Here is a 19,784-nt window from a genome sequence, read left to right on the forward strand (position 1 = left end):
ATGAGCGTCTGCATTTCTTGCCATCACCGCAAATCCATGAGGCGGGAGCACCAGAGTGTCGTACGTAATGGCAGCACCGGACTTACTGGCGGCAGCAGCAGCGGATGTGGCGGGTATCGGCTCGTCATTGCGCGCGGCAAATGTTGCCGCGGCGGCGCCGACGACCACCGTGTTGGCCGCCGCGGGTGATGACGTGTCGGCGGCCATCGCGTCACTGTTTTCCAGCCATGGTGAAGCCTATCAAGCCCTCAACCGGCAGGCAGCTGCGTTTCAGAACGAATTCGTGCGGGCCTTGAGCCAAGGCGGGGAGGCGTACGCGCGGGCAGAGGCGGCCAATGCCTCGCCTTTGCAGGTCTTGGAAGAACAGGTGCTGACGCTGATCAACGCTCCCACCAACCTGCTGTTGGGACGTCCACTGATCGGCAATGGCACCGACGGCGCGCCGGGAACCGGGCAAAACGGTGGCGGCGGCGGGATCTTGTGGGGCAACGGTGGCGCAGGCGGATCGGGCGCGCCGGGCGGACCCGGCGGAGCCGGTGGAGCGGCAGGATTGCTCGGCGCCGGCGGGGTAGGCGGGGCCGGAGGAATCGGTGGGGGCGCCGGCGGTGCGGGCGGTACTGGCGGGTGGTTGTGGGGTAACGGCGGAGCGGGCGGGACCGGGGCGGTAGGCATCAACGGCGGCGCCGGCGGGGTCGGCGGTAGTGCGCTGTTGTTCGGCAACGGCGGAGCGGGCGGGGCTGGCGGGACCGGCGGGGCTGGTGCGATCGGGACACCAGGCACGCCCGGCACCGCGCTTGTGGCCGGTGGAACCGGTGGTCCCGGCGGCGGTGGCGGCAACGCAGGTATGGGCGGCGCGGGCGGTAACGGCGGACTGGTCTACGGCGCCGGCGGAGCCGGGGGCAACGGCGGTATCGGTGGAGCCGGCGGGGTCGGCGGGGTCGGCGGCGCAGGCTGGAACGCGACCACCGCAGGGGTCGACGGCGGCAACGGCGGCAACAGTGGTAGCGGAGGCGACGGCGGCAACGGCGGCATGGGCGGGGCCGGCGGCCGGGGTTCGACCCTGTTCGGCGCCGCCGGCGCCAACGGCAACGGCGGGGCCGGCGGGGTCGGCGGCAACCCCGGAGCGCCCGGGGACGGTGGCACCGGTGGCGCGGGCGACGCCCTGATCACCACAGGTGGATACGGCGGCAACGGCGGCAACCCCGGCGGGGTCGGCATCGGCGGCAACGGAGGAGGAGCCGGCGGACCCGGCGGAACTCCCGGCACCAGCGGGGGGACCGGAACCATCGTCGCCGGCAACGGTGGCGCGGGCGGCACCGGCGGCCACGGCTACGACGCCGCCAGCGACCCCCTCGCGAAAGCGGGCACCGCTGGCGGTAAAGGTGGGCACGGCGGCCTCGGCGGCACCTACGGCCACGGCGGAGCCGGTGGGGCCGGCGGCAACTCCACAACCATCGGCGGGAACGGCGGCGACGGCGGATGGGGCGGTGCTAGCGGTGTACTGGGTGGCATCGGCGGCGCGGGTGGGGCCGGCGGCGATGGAGCTGGCACCGGCGTGGGCGGTAACGGTGGAATAGGCGGTGACGCAGCCAATAGCGGCACTGGTCTATCGGTGGGCGGCGCCGGAGGCGCCGGCGGCGACGCCGGCACCGGACGCGGCGGGCACGGCGGCTCCGGCGGGGCTGCGTCGAACGGCGGAGCCGGGAATGCGGTCGGCGGCGCCGGCGGGGCCGGCGGCACCGGTGCTGCGGGCGGTGGCGACGGCGGCGCCGGTGGTCCGGCGTTCAACAGCGGATTCGGGAACGCCATCGGCGGCGCCGGAGCAAACGGCGCCAGCGCGGGCCTGACCGGCAACGGCGGCACCGGCGGGGCCGGCGGAAGCGCGACGGTCAGCGGCGCGTTGTCGAGCGGGACCGCTACCGGCGGCGCGGCGGGATTCGGCGGCGACGGCATCAACGGCGGGGCAGGCGGGGCAGGCGGGTCGGCAACGAACGCCGGCAGCGGAAACGCCACCCCGGCCGCGGGCGGGGTCGGCGGCGCAAGCTTCGGTGGCAAAGCCGGGGCCGGTGGTGCCGGTGGTGCCGCGAACATCACCAATGCCGCCTCGACAGCCAACGCTGCCGGCGCCGCCGGGGGAGCCGGTGGTTTCGGGAACTACGGTGGCAGCGGCGGTGCGGGAGGCAACGCTTCCACGGCGGGAACCGGCGCCGTCACATCAGGCGCCGGCGGCAAAGGTGGGGACGGCACCAGCGGCATCGGCGGAACCGGAGGAGCCGGCGGCACTGCGACCATCTCCAACGCCACCTCCACCGCGACCGCGAGCGCAGGTGACGGCGGGGCCGGAGGTCTTGCCTCCACCGGCGGGAACGGCGGTACTGGCGGATCGGCAGCGACCGACGGACTCGGACAGGTTCAGGCCGGCACCGGCGGCAAGGGTGGTGACGGCTTTATCAACGCCGGAGGAAACGGCGGCGACGGCGGCAACGCCACCATCAACAACGCCGCCTCGACCGTGAGCCCGGTCGGCGGTACCGGCGGCGCCGGAGGTCAGGGAATCGACAACCTGTCCGCAGGGCGTGGCGGGACTGGGGGCACCGCGCAAACCAACAGCAGCAGCGCCACCACGACATCCACCGGTGGTACCGGCGGAGCCGGGGGCAAGGCCACCAACTTCGCCGGTGGTGCCGGCGGCGCCGGCGGTATCGGCATTCACGCTGGGGCCGGGACGGCCATCGGTGGCGCCGGCGCGGCGGGCGGTACCGGCCCCACCGCAGGCGGAGCCGGCGGCAGCGGTGGCGCCGCGGGCAACACCGGAACCGGCGATGCGTTCGGCGGCACCGGTGCCGCCGGCACCAGCGGCGGCACCACCGGGACCGGTGGAGCCGGTGGCGAGGGCGGCAGCGCCGACATCGCCAACCCCGGCTCAGCCGGTAGCGCCACGGGCGGCAAAGGCGGCGCCGGCGCGGACGGCACCACCGGCGGGGCCGGCGGCAACGGCGGCGGAACCACCACCAACGGAACCGGCACAGCAACTGGCGGCGCCGGCGGACTCGGCGGCAACGGCACCACCGGCGCGGGCGGCACCGGCGGCAGCGGCGGCGACGCCGTCATCACCAACAACACCTCGACCGCCACCGCCGTCGCCGGCAACGGCGCTACCGGCGGCACCGGCGCTACCGGCGGAAACGGCGGATCCGGCGGATCGGCCACCACCCTGGGAACCGGCAACGTCACCCCCGGCGCCGGTGGAAACGGTGGCAACGGCACCACCGGCGCCGGTGGAAATGGCGGTGCCGGCGGCTCAGCGACTATCGACAACGCAGCCTCGACGGTCAACCCGGTCGGCGGTGCCGGCGGAGCCGGCGGTAAGGGTGTCGACAACCTCTCCGGCGGCACCGGCGGCACTGGCGGTTCCGCGCAAACCAACAGCAGCAAAGCCACCACCAGCACCGGCGGCACCGGCGGGGCCGGCGGCAACGCCACCACCGGCATCGGTGGCACCGGCGGAACCGGCGGAGCCGGAGTCAACAACGGGGCCGGCATCGCCCTCGGCGGGGCCGCTGGAACGGGCGGCACCGGCCCCGCCGGAGGCGGTGCCGGTGGAGACGGCGGCATAGCGATCAACGGCGGAACCGGTGACGCGATCGGCGGCGCGGGCGCTGACGGCACCAGTGGGGGTACCAGCGGAACCGGCGGCGACGGTGGAGCCGGTGGCGACGCAGAGATCACCAATGCCGCCTCCTCCGCCGTCGCAACCGGCGGCGATGGCGGCGCGGGAGCCACCGGTACCACCGGCGGCGCCGGCGGCGCCGGTGGCGACGCGTCTAACGAAGGATCAGGCAACCTGGCAGCCGGCAACGGAGGCTCAGGCGGCACCGGCACCGCCGCCGGCGGCAAAGGCGGGAATGGCGGCGACGCAACCAGCTCCAACACCAGTTCAACAGCCACGGCCATCTCGGGCAACGGCGGAGCCGGCGGCGCCGGCGCAACCGGCGGCGCCGGCGCAACCGGCGGCGCCGGCGGCAGAGGCGGCGATGGGCTCACCAAAGGCCTGGGAGATGTAGCCGCGGGCAACGGAGGCATAGGAGGGACCGGCACGTCCGGTGCCGGCGGCGCCGGAGGCAACGGCGGCAATGCGCAGATCGCCAACACCGCCTCGAAAGCTACTGCTTTTTCTGGCAACGGGGCAGCTGGCGGCGTCGGCACCACCGGCGGCAACGGCGGATTCGCCGGGACGGCCACGACCGACGGACTCGGCAACGTCACACCCGGCTTCGGCGGCGCAGGCGGCAGCGGCAACACCGGCGCCGGCGGCAACGGCGGTGGCGGTGGCGGTGCCACCATCACCAACACCGCATCGACCGTCAACGTCACCGGCGGCACCGGCGGTACCGGTGGCCAAGGCGTCGACAACCTCTCCGGAGGGCGGGGCGGAACGGGTGGGACCGCCCAGACCGACAGCAGCAGCAATTTGACGACATCCACCGGGGGTACCGGGGGGGCCGGAGGCAACGCCACGACCGGCACCGGCGGAATCGGCGGCTTTGGTGGTTCTGGCGTCCACCACGGTGCAGGGACCGCCCTTGGCGGCGATGCCGCCGCCGGAGGAACCGGCGACGCAGGAGGCGGGGCCGGCGGCAACGGCGGATTTGCCCTCAACACCGGAACCGGAGCCGCCATCGGCGCGGCCGGTGCCGACGGCACCAGCGGGGGAACCACCGGAACCGGCGGAGCCGGCGGAGCCGGCGGAAAAGGGCAGGTCAGCAACACCACTTCCGCAGCGACCGCAACTGGCGGCAAAGGCGGGTCCGGCGCTAACGGGATCGCCGGAGGAGCGGGCGGGGTGGGTGGCGAGGCGGCCACCAGCGGAACCGGAAACGTTGACGCCGGCTCAGGTGGTGCAGGAGGCGACGGGACCACCGGTACCGCTGGCGCCGGGGGAGCAGGCGGCAAGGCGACGATCACCAGCACCACCTCAACCGTTGCCGCTACGGGCGGCACCGGCGGAGTCGGCGGCGACACCCTTACCGGCCCGGGCGGTACCGGCGGTGCCGGCGGCAGCGCTTCTCATTCCGGAGCCGGCAATGCAGTCGGCGGCAACGCCGGGACCGGCGGTCTGGGTCCCGCAGGCGGCGGGGCTGGCGGCAACGGCGGTTCTGCGACCAACAGCGGTACCGGCAACGCCACCGGCGGAGCCGGCGCTGATGGCACCGGCGGAAGCAAAGGCGGTGCGGGCGGAAAGGGCGGCAGCGCGGAGATCTCGAACTCTGCCTCGTCGGGTACCGCCGTTGGGGGCAAAGGCGGAGCCGGCTCCCTCGGTGTGGTCGGCGGGGCCGGTGGCAACGGCGGCGGGGCGACGACCAAAGGCATCGGACCTGTTTTTGCCGGAGTTGGCGGCGCCGGCGGAGAAGGCACTATCGGCTTCGGCGGCGCGGGAGGCGACGCCGGCACGGCCAGCATCAACAACAGCGCCTCGGCAGCAAGCGCTTCCGCCGCAGCTGGCGGGGCCGGCGGGAAAGGCGCCACCTTCGGTGGCAATGGCGGAGCCGGCGGGTCGGCGAACACGACCGGGACCGGCAGCGTCAACCCGGGCACAGGCGGAACGGGCGGCACCGGTACCGGTGGCAACGGCGGCGACGGCGGCAACGGCGGTGATGCGACTATTTCGAACGTCACCTCTTCGACCACAGCCAAGGGCGGCGCCGGTGGCGCCGGAGGCGGCGGCACCAACGGCGGCAAAGGGGGCGCCGGGGGTAACGCGTCAACCAACAGCGGCAGTGGCACCACGCCGGCCATCGGCGGCGACGGCGGCGCTGGCGGCATTGGCGGGCCCACCGGAACCGGCGGCACCGGAGGTACCGGCGGCGGAGCCTCTCACTCGGGTGCAGGTAGTGCCGTTGGCGGCAAAGGCGGTTCGGCTGGGGCCGGCGGCAACGGCGGGTCCGGCGGAAGTGGCGGTTCGGCGATCAACGCAGGAACTGGTGCCGCGACAGGCGGTGCCGGTGCTGACGGGGCTGACGTGACTACCGGGGCAGGCGGGGCAGGCGGAGCCGGCGGCGACGCGAGGATCACGAACAACGCTTCGGCGGCCGCCGCCGTCGGCGGCAAGGGTGGTGCGGGCGGCGACGGCGACGGCACGGCTGGGGGCGCCGGCGGCAAGGGTGGTGCGGGCGGCGGAGGCACGGCTGGGGGCGCCGGCGGCAACGGCGGCGCGGCAACGACCACCGGACTCGGAAGTGTCACCCCCGGTGGCGGTGGCGCCGGAGGCGTTGGTTCCTCGGGCTCTGGAGGAAACGGTGGCCACGGCGGCGCCGCAGAGGTCGCGAACGCCTTCTCGTCCGCGACAGCCAAAGGCGGCGCCGGCGGCGCCGGCGGCAATGGCAGCTTCAACGGCGGCGCGGGTGGCACTGGGGGTAGTGGGTCTACTAACAGCAGTAGTGTCACCACGGCCGCCATCGGAGGAACGGGCGGGGCGGGCGGCGGCGCCACCACCGGCGTTGGTGGTACCGGCGGTACCGGCGGCCTAGCGACGCACACCGGTTCGGGCAGCGCTTCCGGCGGCAACGGCGGAATAGGCGGGACAGGCGCTACAGGCGGCGCCGGGGGCGGCGGGGGCGCTGCGATCAATGAAGGTGTAATGGGTCCCGCTACCGGGGGTGCCGGCGGTAACGGCGCCAACGGAACCTTCGGCACCGGCGGAGCCGGCGGGGCAGGCGGGAAGCGACGATTTCGTCCAACTCCTCAGCGGGTTTCGCGTCCGGCGGCAAGGGCGGCGCGGGCGGTGACGGCACCTCTGCCGGCGCCGGCGGCGCCGGCGGCGACGGCGGTGCGGCATCTAACGCTGGGACAGGAAATGCCACGGCCGGCGCTGGCGGAGCCGGCGGCGCCAGCAACAGCGGAAAAGGCGGAGCCGGTGGCAACGGCGGGGTTTCGTCAATCGACAACACGGGCTCGACCGCAACCGCGGCAGGCGGCAGTGGCGGGGCCGGTGGTACCGGCCTGTCAGGGGGCGACGGCGGGGCCGGCGGAGCCGCGTCGACCACGGGACTCGGATCTGTCACGCCCGGTGCGGGCGGCACCGGCGGCACCGGCACCGGGGCCACGGGCGGCGGTGGCACCGGCGGTCGTGGTGGCGATGCGACCATCTCGAACACCAGCTCAACTGTCACGGCTAAGGGCGGCGGTGGCGGGTTCGGCGGTAGCAGCAACTCTGCTGTCGGCGGTGCCGGCGGGGCCGGCGGCAAGGCGACGCACTCCGGTGCTGGCACCGCAGCAGGAGGCCTCGGCGCCACCGGCGGTTTAGGCGTTACTACCGGCGGTGCCGGCGGCAACGGCGGCGCTGCCGTCAACAGCGGGACCGGCAGCGCCGTTGGCGGTAACGGCGGACAGGGCAACAAAGGCGCGCCGAACACTGGAAACGGCGGCGCTGGCGGTGTTGGCGGCGACGCCGAGGTCAGCGGCGTCACCGCTCCCGGCAGCGCCACTGGCGGCAATGGTGGAGCCGGGGCCCCGGGCGGTCTTGTCAGCGGTACCGGCGGCAACGGTGGCGCGGCTGGGAGCGCAACGAACCAGGGGCTCGGAGCTGCACTTGGCGGGACCGGCGGCGCTGGTGGTGGTTCCAGCACGTCAAGTCCCGCAGGCAAAGGCGGAAATGGCGGAAATGCCACTGTCACCAACGCCATCAATGGAACCAATGCCACGGGAGGCCAAGGGGGCATCGGCGGCGGCGGAGGCTTTGGCGGCAGCGGCGGTACGGGCGGGCTGGGATCCAACCTCGGAACAGGATTCGGTATCGGCGGCAACGGCGGCTTCGGTGGCAATAGCACCGGCGCCGCCGTCAACGGCGGTAATGGCGGCGACGGCGGTGACGCTCACGCGGGCAGTATCAGCAAGGCCGCCGGCGGCATCGGTGGCGCCGGCGGCAGCGGCGGGCCCGGTGGCAACCCCGGCAGCCCAGGCAAGAACGGAATAGTCGTCTGACGCTTCAAATCCCACAGGCCCCAAATCAACGGACAGAGAAGATTTGCAAAATGTCTTATCTATTCGCAACACCCGATGCATTAACCAACGCAGCCGTAGATACGGCGGGTATCGGTCGGTCTTTGCATGCAGTCGGAACCGCTGTTTCGGCGCCCACCACAAACCTCCTTGCTGCCGCCGGCGATGAGGTGTCTGCCGCCATAGCGGCGTTGTTCTCCACCCACGGGCAGGCGTACCAGTTGCTGAGTGCGCAAGCGTCGACCTTCCAAGAGCAGTTTGTGCAACTGCTGAAGCAGGCAGGAGCGTCCTACGCTGCCGCCGAAGCGGCAAACATCTCACCCTTGGGAGTCATCGAAGACGCCGTGTTGGGACTCATCAACGCCCCCACCAACCTCCTGGTGGGCCGCCCCTTGATCGGCGACGGCACCAACGGTGCGCCGGGCACCGGCCAGAACGGTGGGGCGGGCGGGCTGCTGTGGGGCAACGGCGGCAACGGCGGATCTGGTGCGCCCGGCGCATCCGGCGGCACTGGAGGTGCCGCCGGGCTCATCGGGGCCGGCGGGGTCGGCGGCGCTGGTGGCGTCGGCGGGGGCACCGGCGGTGCCGGCGGCGCCGGCGGATGGCTGTGGGGGAACGGCGGCGCGGGCGGGACCGGCGGGCTCGGCGCGCTCGGGGGCGCAGCAGGTAACGGCGGCGTCGGAGGTAGCGCGTTGTTGTTCGGCGCCGGTGGCGCTGGCGGTATCGGCGGGACTGGTGCATCCGGCTTCAACGGCGCGCCAGGCGCCCCGGGCACCGCAACGTCAGCCGGCGGCACCGGATTCGACGCCGGCAACGGCGGCAGCGGAGGTATCGGTGGGGCCGGCGGAAAGGGAGGCTTCCTGTACGGCTCGGGCGGCGCCGGCGGGCAGGGCGGAGCGGGCGGAGCAGGCGGGACCGGCGGAATTGGCGGCGCTGGCTGGGATGCGACCGATGCGGGTGTCGCCGGCGCCGCCGGCGGCAACGGCGGGAACAGCGGCAACGGTGGGCACGGGGGCACCGGCGGGATGGGCGGCGCCGGCGGCCAAGGCTCGGTGCTACTCGGGCCGGCGGGTGCAAACGGCAGCGGCGGCGCCGGGGGTAGCGGCGGCAACCCGGGCACACCAGGGGATGGGGGCGCCGGAGGGATCGGCAAACCCACCCTTGCCGGTGGCAACGGCGGCAACGGCGGCGACCCCGGGACAGGCGGCAGCGGCGGCGCCGGGGGTGCGGCCGGCGGACCGGGCGCCAGCGCCGGCGCGACCGGGGCAATCGGCACCGTCGCACCCGGTATCGGCGGAAACGGCGGGGCCGGCGGCCAGGGCTACGACGCCGCGACCGATCCGACCGCACTTGCAGGCACGCCCGGCGGCAACGGCGGCAACGGCGGCAACGGCGGCAGCTACGGCAACGGCGGGGCCGGCGGAGCCGGCGGGGCCGGCGCACCGGCGCACACGGCAAATCAGGCACCCCGGGTAGCGCGACATCAGCCGGCGGCACCGGGGGCAACGGCACCGCCGGAGGCGCCGGCGGAGCGGGCGGGGCGGGTGGTAACGGAGGGCTGAACTCTGGTTCGGGCGGAGCCGGCGGACAGGGCGGGGCGGGCGGTGAAGGCGGCGCCGGCGGTGATGGCGGCGCCGGCTGGAACGCCAGCATTGCGGCCGGAACAGGCGGAAACGGCGGCGACAGCGGCGACGGCGGCGCCGGCGGTAAAGGCGGAAGCGGTGGAGCCGGTGGCAAAGCCTTCGCGGCACTCGGCCAGCCGGGCGCAAACGGTGATGGTGGCGCCGGTGGCGACGGCGGGAACCCGGGGGCACCTGGAAACGGTGGATCCGGGGGTGTCGGCAAACCTACCTCTGCGGGCGGCACCGGCGGTGATGGCGGGGACGCCGGAAACGTCGGCATTGGAGGCACCGGTGGTACGGCCGGTGGCCCGGGCGCGACCGACGGTGCGCCGGGCCTGACCGGCACCATCATCCCCGGCAACGGCGGCAACGGTGGCGCCGGCGGCCATGGCTACGACGCAACACTGGCGGCTCCTGGCACACCCGGCGGTAAGGGCGGCAACGGCGGCAACGGCGGCAGCCACGGCAACGGCGGCGGTGGCGGGACTGGAGGAAATTCCGCTTTCGGTACCGGTGCTGGCGGTAATGGAGGGACCGGTGGCAAGAGCGGATTGATCGCCGGATCCGGCGGCGCCGGCGGCGACGGCGGTGACGCCACCGACACCGGCACCGGCGGCAACGGCGGTACCGGCGGAGCAGGCCAAAACAGTGGATCCGGCAACGCCGTGGCCGGCGCCGGCGGTAAAGGCGGCACCTCCGCGGGCGGCATCGGTGGAAACGGCGGCGCTGGCGGTGCCGTGACCTACACCGGGACCGGCACCGCGATCGGGGGCAGTGGAGGCGCTGGTGGTAGCGGGTCCACGGGCGGCGGGAATGGCGGAATCGGCGGCCAGGCGATCAACAGTGGAACCGGAAGCGCGATCGGCGGCGACGGCGCCGCTGGTGGTAGCGCCACCATCGCCGGCACCGGCGGCAACGGTGGAGCCGGCGGCAAAGGCGCTATCCAGAACCTCTCAGCTAATGGCACCGCCACGGGCGGTCGCGGTGGAGCTGGCGGCGTCGGGTCTGCAGGCGGCGGCAACGGCGGGACGGGCGGCGCCGCGGACAACGTGGGCGAAAGCGGGAACACGGTCGGTGGGTCCGGGGGTGACGGCGGCAGCGGCGTGACCACCGGCAAAGGCGGAAGCGGTGGCGCCGGTGGCGCTGCCACAGGGGGCAACGCCACCGGCACCAGCATGGTCACCGCTTTCGGCGGCATGGGTGGAGCCGGCGGCGAGGGACTCACGGGCGGGGACGGCGGATTGGGCGGGAGGGCCGTCGCGTCCTCGTCAGGGGATGCGACCTCGGGTGACGGCGGGGTTGGTGGCAACGGGGTTGCGGGCGGCGGTCGCGGAGGCAGCGGCGGTGACGCGGAAAACCGCGGAACCGGAAACGCCGTCGGCGGAGCCGGCGCGGAGGCCGGTAGCGCCACCACCAGCGGCACGGGCGGAAAGGGCGGAAACGGCGGTAACGCGCAGATCACGAATACCGCGAGCACCGCGTCAGCGAAGGGCGGCAATGCTGGCGCCGGCGGCAGCGGTGTCGGAGGTGGAGGGAATGGCGGGGAGGGCGGTAATACCACTAACCAATCGTTGACCGGGCATTCGTTCGGCGGTTCGGGGGGCAACGGCGGCAGTGGAGGAACCACCGGCACGGGCGGAAGTGCCGGTCAGGGGGGCACGGCAGTTATCGCTACTTCGGGCGCCTCCGGTACCGCCGTTGGCGGCAAAGCTGGAACCGGCGGATCGGGCACCACTGGCGGAGCCGGCGGGATTGGCGGTTCCGCGATCGTATTTCCGGGCGCTATGGGCAACGCGTTCTCTGGTGACGGCGGCTCGGGCGGCAATGGTCTGTTCGCCGGTGGGGCCGGGGGTCCGGGCGGCACCGCCACCAACCAAGGTTCTGGCAGCGCCACCGCAGGCAATGGCGGCGCCGGGGGGCAGGGCGGTATCTCCGGCGGACTCGGCGGCACCGGCGGCGAGGCGGTTATCGACAACGCCGCGTCCGCGGCCACCGCAACCGCCGGCAACGGCGGGACGGGCGGCAAAGGCGGAACGGGGGGCGCCGGCGGAACAGGCGGTCTGGGATACACCGACGGTTCCGGATCTGGCCTCGCCGGCAAGGGGGGCCAGGGCGGCGACAGCACACTCGCCTCGACCGACGGCGGAAACGGCGGCAATGGCGGTGACGCCCATTCGTCGGATCCAACCAAGGCAGAACCGGGCCTCGGCGGCACGGGTGGTAGCGGCGGACCCGGCGGTTTGCCTGGCGCCACCGGCGCCGCGGGCACGGTCGTTTGACACTTGCCCAGCACCGCTGATCGACCCCGAAATATCGTCCAGATTATGCATACGTGTCGTGCACTATTGACCCGTGTGTTTATGCACCAAAGTCCGCTTTCGCGACCACAATAAATTCATTCACGAAAAGTGGCGCCACCGGGATCGACCGCACCCGCTCACACCTCCACCAGCAGGACCCGACACCACGACCCGAAAAACGGGGCATCAGCAGCTGAGACTCACCAAATCACCTCGGCCATAGACACTTCCGGTACTCGCTTGGGTTTGCTTGACGTATAGCGCCTATTGAAAATCCAGAAAGACGAGAATAACCGGCCGAAAGCTTACAAATACCGGATCGATTCGGAATACTGAACAACGCGTAAATTTCATACGATCGCCGCATACCACCAACGGGAGCATCACGTGTCGTACGTAGTGGCAGCACCGGAATTATTGGCAGCAGCGGCAGCGGACGTAGCCGGCATCGGTTCGTCTCTGCGCTTGGCGAGTTCCGCCGCCTTGATGCCGACGACCGAGGTGTTGGCTGCCGCGCAGGACGAGGTCTCCACGGCGATTGCGTCGCTGTTTTCCACCCATGGGGAGGCCTATCAGGCCCTCAACCGGCAGGCGGTCGAATTCCAGGCCGAATTCGTCAGGGCGCTGACCCGCGCCGGGAGCTCGTATGCGATAGCCGAGGCGGCAAACGCGTCGCCGTTGCAGACGCTGGGCGAGCAGGTGCTGGCAGTGATCAACGCACCCACCAACCTCCTGCTGGGGCGCCCGCTGATCGGCAACGGCACCGATGGCGCGGCCGGTACCGGGCAAAACGGCGGGGGCGGCGGGATCCTGTGGGGTAACGGCGGCAACGGTGGATCGGGTGCGCCCGGCGGAGCCGGCGGAACCGGCGGCGCGGCTGGGCTCTTGGGTTCCGGTGGCGCCGGCGGTGCGGGCGGCGTCGGCGGCGGAGCCGGCGGTAGCGGCGGCGCCGGCGGGTGGCTGTGGGGCAACGGCGGCGCAGGCGGCGCCGGCGGAATCGGCGGGACCAGCGTCAACGGCGGCGTCGGCGGTATCGGCGGGAGCGCCCTGCTGTTAGGTAACGGCGGGACCGGAGGCATGGGCGGGGCAGGCGGGGCCGGCGCAATCGGAAAGGCGGGCGACCTGGGCACCGCAGCCGTACCGAACGGCGGCAACGGTGGCGCCGGCGGCGCCGGCGGCAATGCCGGTACGGGCGGGGCGGGCGGTAACGGTGGCCTGGTGTACGGCGCCGGCGGCGCTGGAGGCAGCGGCGGCGCCGGCGGCGCCGGCGGAACGGGCGGAACCGGCGGTGACGGATGGAGCGCAAACGTCGCCGGAGTCGGCGGTGGCGCCGGCGGCGATAGCGGCGCCGGCGGCGATGGCGGCAGTGGCGGGGCGGGCGGCGCGGGTGGCCGTGGCTCGATGTTGTTCGGCGCCGCGGGCCCGAACGGCAGCGGCGGGATCGGGGGCGCCGGCGGTGATGGCGCGACATCAGGGGCCGGCGGGCGCGGCGGCAATGGCGATGCCTTCAATCCCGCGGGTGGGGATGGCGGCCACGGCGGTGAGATCGGCGGTGCAGGTGTCGGCGGCAGCGGCGGTGCAGCCGGCGGTCCCGGTGCCAGCGCCGGGGTGAACGGTTCCGCCGGCTCGGCGCCCACCACCGGCGGCGACGGCGGCGCTGGCGGTGACGGCTACAACGCCGCCGGCGACCTCTCGGCCGTCGCCGGCACCGCCGGCGGCAAAGGCGGCGCCGGCGGGGCAGGCGGCAACTTCGGGAAAGGCGGAGCCGGTGGCACGGGCGGCAACGCCGCGCTCGCCGGCGGAGATGGTGGCGCCGGCGGTCGCGGCGGCAATAGCGGTGCTTCCGGCGGTATCGGCGGCGCAGGCGGCGCGGGCGGTGACGGAGCAGTTGCCGGCCTGGGCGGCAGCGGCGGCGGCGGCGGCGACGGCTACAACACCGGTGCCGGGAACGCGGTCGGCGGTGCCGGAGGCGCCGGCGGCGACGCCGCGATCGGGCGCGGTGGACGCGGCGGCGACGGCGGGCTGGCATCCAGCAACGGCAGCGGGGACGGTATCGGCGGCGACGGCGGGGCAGGCGGTATCGGCGCTGCGGGCGGTGGCGACGGCGGCGCCGGTGGTCCGGGGTTCAACAACGGCACCGGCAACGCCGTCGGCGGCAACGGAGCGGCGGGCGCAAGCGGCGGCTTGACAGGTCAAGGTGGCAACGGTGGCGCGGCGGGCGGCGCGGCCGTCACCAATGTCCTTTCGGCGGGTTCGGCAACGGCAGGCACGGCCGGCGCCGGCGGCGATGGCGCCGTCGGCGGGAACGGCGGTGCGGGAGGTCCGGCGACCAACTCCGGAACCGGCAACGTCAACCCCAGCGTGGGTGGTGCGGGAGGCGCCGGCACCACTGGGGCGGGCGGGGCGGGCGGGACCGGCGGTGCCGCGAGTATCGGCAACGCCGCCTCGTCGGCCACCGCCGTCGGAGCCGGTGGCGGAGCCGGGGGCTCCGGCGCCACGAGCGGCGGCAGCGGGGGAAGCGGTGGGGCGGCGGCGACGAGCGGCACGGGCAGCGTCACTTCGGGTATCGGCGGCAAGGGTGGAGACGGCACCACGGGAGCCGGTGGAAACGGAGGCGTCGGGGGCCAGGCAACCATTTCCAATGCCACTTCTACGGCATCTGCGACCGCGGCCGACGGCGGGGCCGGTGGCACCGGTGCCAATGGGGGTAGCGGCGGCTTCGGCGGATCGGCAGTAACCAGCGGCGTCGGAACCGTCACAGCCGGAACCGGTGGCGCAGGCGGTACCGGTACCACCTCCGGCGGCGGAATTGGCGGTGGCGGGGGCAGCGCGGAGGTTACCAACAGCGCCTCCGACATCAGCCCGGTCGGCGGCAACGGCGGCGCAGGCGGCGTTGGAGTGGATAACGCCGTCGTCGGGTTCCAAGGGCGCGGTGGGGTTGGGGGCAGCGCGCAAACCAACAGCAGCAACGCCGCAACTTCAGCGACCGGGGGCGCGGGCGGAGCCGGGGGCAACGCCACCGCCGGAACGGGCGGCACCGGCGGGACCGGCGGCCTCGGTATCCACTCTGGAGCGGGCGCAGCCATCGGCGGGGTCGGCGGGACCGGCGGTGCGGGGCCCGCCGGAGGCGGAGGCGGGGGCAACGGCGGCAACGCCTTCAACTCCGGGACCGGTGCCGCCACGGGTGGCGCCGGCGTGGACGGCACCGGAGGAGGGGGCACCGGCAAGGGTGGGGCCGGCGGCAGCGGCGGCACCGCACAAGTGTCCAACGTTGCCTCGTCGGCGATTGCAAGCGGCGGTAAAGGCGGGGCGGGCGCCGACGGCACCGCGGGCGGATTCGGCGGGTTTGGCGGTGGTGCCTCGACCACCGGGACGGGAAGCGTCACCGCGGGCGCCGGCGGTGCGGGTGGAAATGGCACCACGGGGTCCGGCGGAGCCGGCGGCGGTGGCGGCGCAGCCAATATTTCCGCCGGCGCGTCGAATGCAACGGCTACCGCAGGCAACGGCGGCGCCGGGGGTAACGGCGCCGCGGGTGGAAACGGTGGCTTCGGCGGAACTGCGACGACCAACGGAACCGGCAACGTAACCCCGGCATCGGCGGCGCGGGCGGCACCGGAACCAGCCTCTTCGGCGGGTTCGGAGGCTCCGGTGGGGGAGCGTTCATCAATAACGCCTCCTCGACGGTCAATCCGGTCGGCGGCACCGGCGGGGCCGCGGGTACCGGCGTCAACAACGGTCTGTTCCAAGGGCGCGGCGGCAGTGGCGGCAACGCGCAGACCAACAGCAGCAGCTCTGCGACGACCGCCACCGGCGGCACCGGGGGGGCCGGCGGCGACGCCACCACCGGCACCGGAGGCACCGGAGGCACCGGAGGTAGCGCGACGCACAACGGGGCCGGTACCGCCTTCGGCGGCATCGCCGGCAGCGGCGGAGCGGGTCCCGCCGGAGGCGGGGCAGGCGGCCAAGGCGGCGCTGCATTCAACGGCGGCACCGGGGACGCCATCGGTGCTGCCGGTGCCGACGGCACCGGCGGAGGAGTCACCGGCACCGGCGGAGCGGGCGGCAACGGCGGCAACGCGCAGGTCACCTCCGCCGCTTCATCCGGCGCCGCCATCAGCGGCAACGGCGGCACCGGCGCCAACGGGACCGCGGGCGGAGCCGGGGGCTTTGGCGGCGCGGCGACTACCGCGGGCATCGGAAGCGTCACCGCCGGCGCCGGCGGTGACGGCGGGGACGGCACCACGGGTGCGGCGGGTGCGGGTGGGGGCGGCGGCAACGCACAAGTCAGCAACGCCACCTCAACCGTGACTGCGACCGGCGGCACCGGCGGGATCGGCGGCGACACTCTCACCGGCGCGGGCGGGACCGGTGGAGCAGGTGGTAGCGCATTCCATGCAGGAGCAGGCGACGCGGTGGGCGGCGTTGCCGGCGCCGGCGGGACCGGCCCTGCCGCCGGCGGCAGAGGCGGCAACGGCGGTTCCGCAACAAATAGCGGCACCGGAAACGCCACCGGCAGTGCTGGTGCGAACGGTACCGCCGGAGGAGCCACAGGCGGAGCAGGTGGTTCGGGCGGCAACGCCAACATCGTGAACGCCGCCTCGTCCGCTACCGCTACCGGTGGCAGTGGCGGAGCCGGCGCGGTGGGCCAGATCGGCGGGGCGGGCGGATTCGGCGGTGCAGCAACTACCACAGGTACCGGAGCGGTCACTTCGGGCGCCGGCGGCGATGGCGGCACCGGGGTGACCGGTGTAGGCGGAGCCGGGGGTGGCGCCGGCAGCGCGGCGATTTCCAACAACGCCTCCGCGGCGACTGCTACCGGCAGCGTCGGTGGGGCAGGAGGCAACGGCGCAACCACCGGCGGCGACGGCGGAGCGGGTGGGTCGGCGTCTACCAGCGGGGTCGGTGCCGTCACGCCGGGCACCGGCGGTGCGGGCGGAAACGGCGGCAGTGCGGCCGGCGGCATCGGTGGTCGAGGTGGCGACGCCGTCATCACCAACGTCAGCTCGTCCGTTAGCGCCAAGGGCGGCACGGGCGGGACCGGCGGCACCGGTGCGAGCAACGGCGGCTTCTTCCAGGGGCGCGGCGGCGACGGAGGCGGCGCGCAGAGCAACAGCGGCAACGTGACCGCCGCTGCGATCGGCGGCACCGGCGGAGCCGGCGGCAACGCCATTACCGGCACTGGCGGGGCCGGCGGTAACGGTGGTTTCAGTTTCCACTCGGGAGCCGGCAACGCCGTCGGTGGCGTGGGGGGCGCCGGTGGTACCGGTCCCGCCGCCGGCGGGGCAGGCGGCGGGGGCGGTGTTGCGACGAACACCGGAACTGGCGACGCCTTCGGGGGCGCCGGCGCGGCCGGCACAAACGGAGGGACGACCGGCGGAGCCGGTGGCACGGGCGGGGCCGCCCAAATCAACAACACGGCCTCCGCCGCCACCGCTACCGGCGGCAACGGCGGGACCGGCGGTAACGGCGTCGGAGGCGGAGCCGGCGGTGGCGGCGGTAGCGCCTCCACGGTCGGGAAAGGGAACGTCGTCTCCGGCGCCGGAGGCGCCGGCGGGAACGGCACCACGGCTGCCGGTGGCGCCGGCGGCGCCGGCGGTAGCGCGACCATTTCCAACACCGCCTCTTCAGCCACCGCTACCGCGAGCAACGGCGCGGCCGGAGGGAGCGGCGCAACCGGCGGCAACGGCGGTGCCGGCGGATCGGTCCTCACCAGCGGAACCGGAAATGTCAACCCCGGCACCGGCGGTGCTGGCGGCACCGGCGCCACGGGCGTCGGCGGAAACGGTGGAAGGGGCGGCGACGCCAACATCGCGAATGCCGCCTCATCCGCCACCGCCAAGGGCGGCACCGGAGGCGCAGGCGGTACCGGAGTCAACAACGGGGCCACCAGCGGCCAGGGCGGCACCGGAGGCAGCGCTCAATCCACCAGCAACAGCGCAACAGCTTCAGCTGTCGGCGGCACCGGCGGAGTTGGTGGCAACTCCACGACGGGTACCGGCGGAACCGGTGGAGCCGGAGGCCTGGCGTTCCACACGGGGGCGGGCACCGCCGCGGGCGGCGTCGGCGGGACCGGAGGTACGGGCCCCGGGGCCGGCGGAGCCGGCGGCAGTGGCGGAACCGCGAACAACACCGGAACCGGAGGCGCCGTCGGCGGTGCCGGTGGTGACGGAACCGGGGCGCCGTCCGGGACCGGCGGAAACGGTGGTCGGGGCGGGGACGCGACCACCTCCAACACCGCCTCGACGGCCACCGCGACCGGCGGCAAGGGCGGCACCGGCGGCAGCGGCATCACCGGCGGCAAAGGTGGCAGCGGCGGTAACGCCTCGACGAATGGACTGGGCGGGGTGGTCTCGGGCGATGGCGGTGCGGGCGGCAACGGCAGCACCACCGGTGGCGCCGGCGGCAACGCCGGTGCCGCGCTCATTAGCAACACCACATCGACATCGAGCGCAACCGGCGGCGTCGGTGGGATCGGGGGCAGCGGCATCACCGGCGGAGACGGCGGAGCCGGCGGTTCGGCCTCCACAACCGGACTCGGAAGCGTCAACCCGGGCTCCGGCGGCGCCGGTGGCGCGGGCACCAGCGCCACCGGCGCCGGCGGAAACGGCGGCCGTGGCGGCGACGCGAGCATCAAAAACACCGCGTCGACGGTCAGCGCCAAGGGCGGGAGTGGCGGAGTCGGCGGCCAAGGCGCCAGCAACGGCACCCTGAACGGGCGCGGCGGCGCTGGTGGCAATGCTCAAATCGACAGTCTCAGCGCCACGACCTCTGCCATCGGCGGTAACGGCGGAGGCGGCGGCAACGCCACTGCCGGTATCGGCGGCACCGGCGGCACCGGCGGCGCCGCTACCCACTCCGGCGCCGGCAACGCATCCGGCGGCCAAGGCGGCAAGATCGGAAGCGGGACCACCGCCAACGGAGTGGGCGGCGACGGAGGAACAGCGATCAACAGCGGGACCGGCAATGCAACTGGTGGCGCCGGGGCTTCCGGCTCCCCGTTCGGGACTACGGCAACCGGCGGGGCCGGCGGCAGAGGCGGCGAAGCTCAAGTGATCAACTCCGCCTCGCTTGGTACCGCAACCGGCGGCGCCGGTGGCGCGGGTGGCGCCAGTTCCGCCGCGGACGGCGGCGCCGGCGGTGCGGGCGGGAACGCGCTGAACCAAGGAAAAGGCGCCGCCACCGGCGGCAAGGGCGGCATAGGCGGTGACGGCGGCGTGATCGCCGGCTCCGGCGGAGCCGGCGGGAACGGGCTGATCACCAACGTCACCTCTGCGGCAAAGGCAACGGGTGGCATCGGTGGTAACGGCGGCGACGGCGACCGAGGCGGGACCGGCGGCAAGGGTGGTCTGGGATCCACCGCCGGTACCGGATTGGGTGTCGGCGGCAACGGCGGCATGGGTGGCGACAGCTCGGCCACGTTTATCGCCGGCGGCGATGGCGGTAACGGTGGCAACGCCCACGCCGGTTCCATCGGCAACGCCACCCCGGGTTTCGGCGGCTCCGGCGGCTCCGGCGGGACCCTCGCCGTTAATGGCAGCAAAGGCAGCAACGGAACGATCGTCTGACGCATCGGCACAGTGTGTTGACCACCCGGGCGCTATCAGTAAGGGCACCGCCGGCAACCGCGGAACGGGCGGCACGGCGAAACCGGCGGGGGAGTTGTCCGGCCTGACTCACTTTTTTCGACCACCGCGTTTGCTTCATAGCGATGATGAATTCATTCAAGCCGGAAGGTGTTATCGGCCAGCGATCGAACCAGCTCGAACTCAGTGCCATCAGCCGAGGATCGCCAAAATTACACGACGACAAGGGTTTTGGGCTTAGCACTCGAGCGGGGGCCGGCGCTTCCGACGCTCGTCGCCGG

8 protein-coding genes are annotated in these 19,784 nt (G+C 74.0%); 6 read left to right on the forward strand and 2 right to left on the reverse strand.

The annotated features are described in order from the left end of the window. Nucleotides 1-55: 55 nt before the first annotated feature. Nucleotides 56-7,303 carry a PE family protein gene (locus JX552_RS16085; RefSeq protein WP_241011247.1) on the forward strand — a complete coding sequence of 2,416 codons (7,248 nt, stop codon included), beginning with the start codon at nucleotides 56-58 and terminating at the stop codon, nucleotides 7,301-7,303. 323 nt (nucleotides 7,304-7,626) lie between these two features. Here JX552_RS16085 and JX552_RS16090 read toward each other — a convergent pair whose 3' ends face one another. Next, a complete protein-coding gene (locus JX552_RS16090) occupies nucleotides 7,627-7,875 on the reverse strand; it encodes a hypothetical protein (RefSeq protein ID WP_205873063.1) in 249 nt (82 codons plus the stop codon). 155 nt (nucleotides 7,876-8,030) lie between these two features. On the opposite strand from JX552_RS16090, the gene JX552_RS32390 reads away from it, so the two are divergent. Then, entirely contained in the window at nucleotides 8,031-9,560 is a 1,530-nt protein-coding gene (locus tag JX552_RS32390; protein WP_277395988.1) for a PE family protein, read from the forward strand. Here the strand turns inward: JX552_RS32390 and JX552_RS33370 are convergent. Further along, the gene (locus tag JX552_RS33370) at nucleotides 9,482-10,009 is read right to left on the reverse strand and encodes a hypothetical protein (protein ID WP_277395989.1); all 528 of its coding nucleotides are present in this window, start codon (nucleotides 10,007-10,009) and stop codon (nucleotides 9,482-9,484) included. The genes JX552_RS32390 and JX552_RS33370 overlap by 79 nt on opposite strands. Between JX552_RS33370 and JX552_RS32395 the strand changes: the two genes are divergently transcribed. The 4 genes from JX552_RS32395 (at nucleotide 10,008) to JX552_RS33375 (ending at nucleotide 19,485) form a co-directional block, all read left to right on the forward strand. Further along, entirely contained in the window at nucleotides 10,008-10,175 is a 168-nt protein-coding gene (locus JX552_RS32395; protein WP_241011248.1) for a hypothetical protein, read from the forward strand. The two genes, JX552_RS33370 and JX552_RS32395, sit on opposite strands and share 2 nt — an antisense overlap. Next, entirely contained in the window at nucleotides 10,172-11,899 is a 1,728-nt protein-coding gene (locus JX552_RS32400) for a PE-PGRS family protein (protein WP_241011250.1), read from the forward strand. Before JX552_RS32395 ends, JX552_RS32400 begins: the two co-directional genes overlap by 4 nt. Before the next feature lie 408 nt (nucleotides 11,900-12,307). Next, complete coding sequence (locus JX552_RS16100) at nucleotides 12,308-16,228, forward strand: PE family protein (protein WP_205873065.1); 3,921 nt, start codon at nucleotides 12,308-12,310, stop codon at nucleotides 16,226-16,228. Next, entirely contained in the window at nucleotides 16,225-19,485 is a 3,261-nt protein-coding gene (locus JX552_RS33375; protein ID WP_205873066.1) for a PE family protein, read from the forward strand. The genes JX552_RS16100 and JX552_RS33375 overlap by 4 nt, the downstream gene beginning before the upstream one ends. Nucleotides 19,486-19,784 lie beyond the last annotated feature (299 nt).

This window comes from Mycobacterium gordonae (genome assembly GCF_017086405.1).
In the GTDB taxonomy this organism is placed as follows: domain Bacteria; phylum Actinomycetota; class Actinomycetes; order Mycobacteriales; family Mycobacteriaceae; genus Mycobacterium; species Mycobacterium gordonae_D.

Coding starts and splice junctions, on each gene's coding strand:
- JX552_RS32390 (WP_277395988.1), top strand. CDS start 8,031: ATGTCTTATCTATTCGCAACACCCGATGCATTAACCAACGCAGCCGTA.
- JX552_RS32395 (WP_241011248.1), top strand. CDS start 10,008: ATGGCTACGACGCAACACTGGCGGCTCCTGGCACACCCGGCGGTAAGG.
- JX552_RS33370 (WP_277395989.1), bottom strand. CDS start 10,009: ATGGCCGCCGGCGCCACCGTTGCCGCCGTTGCCGGGGATGATGGTGCC.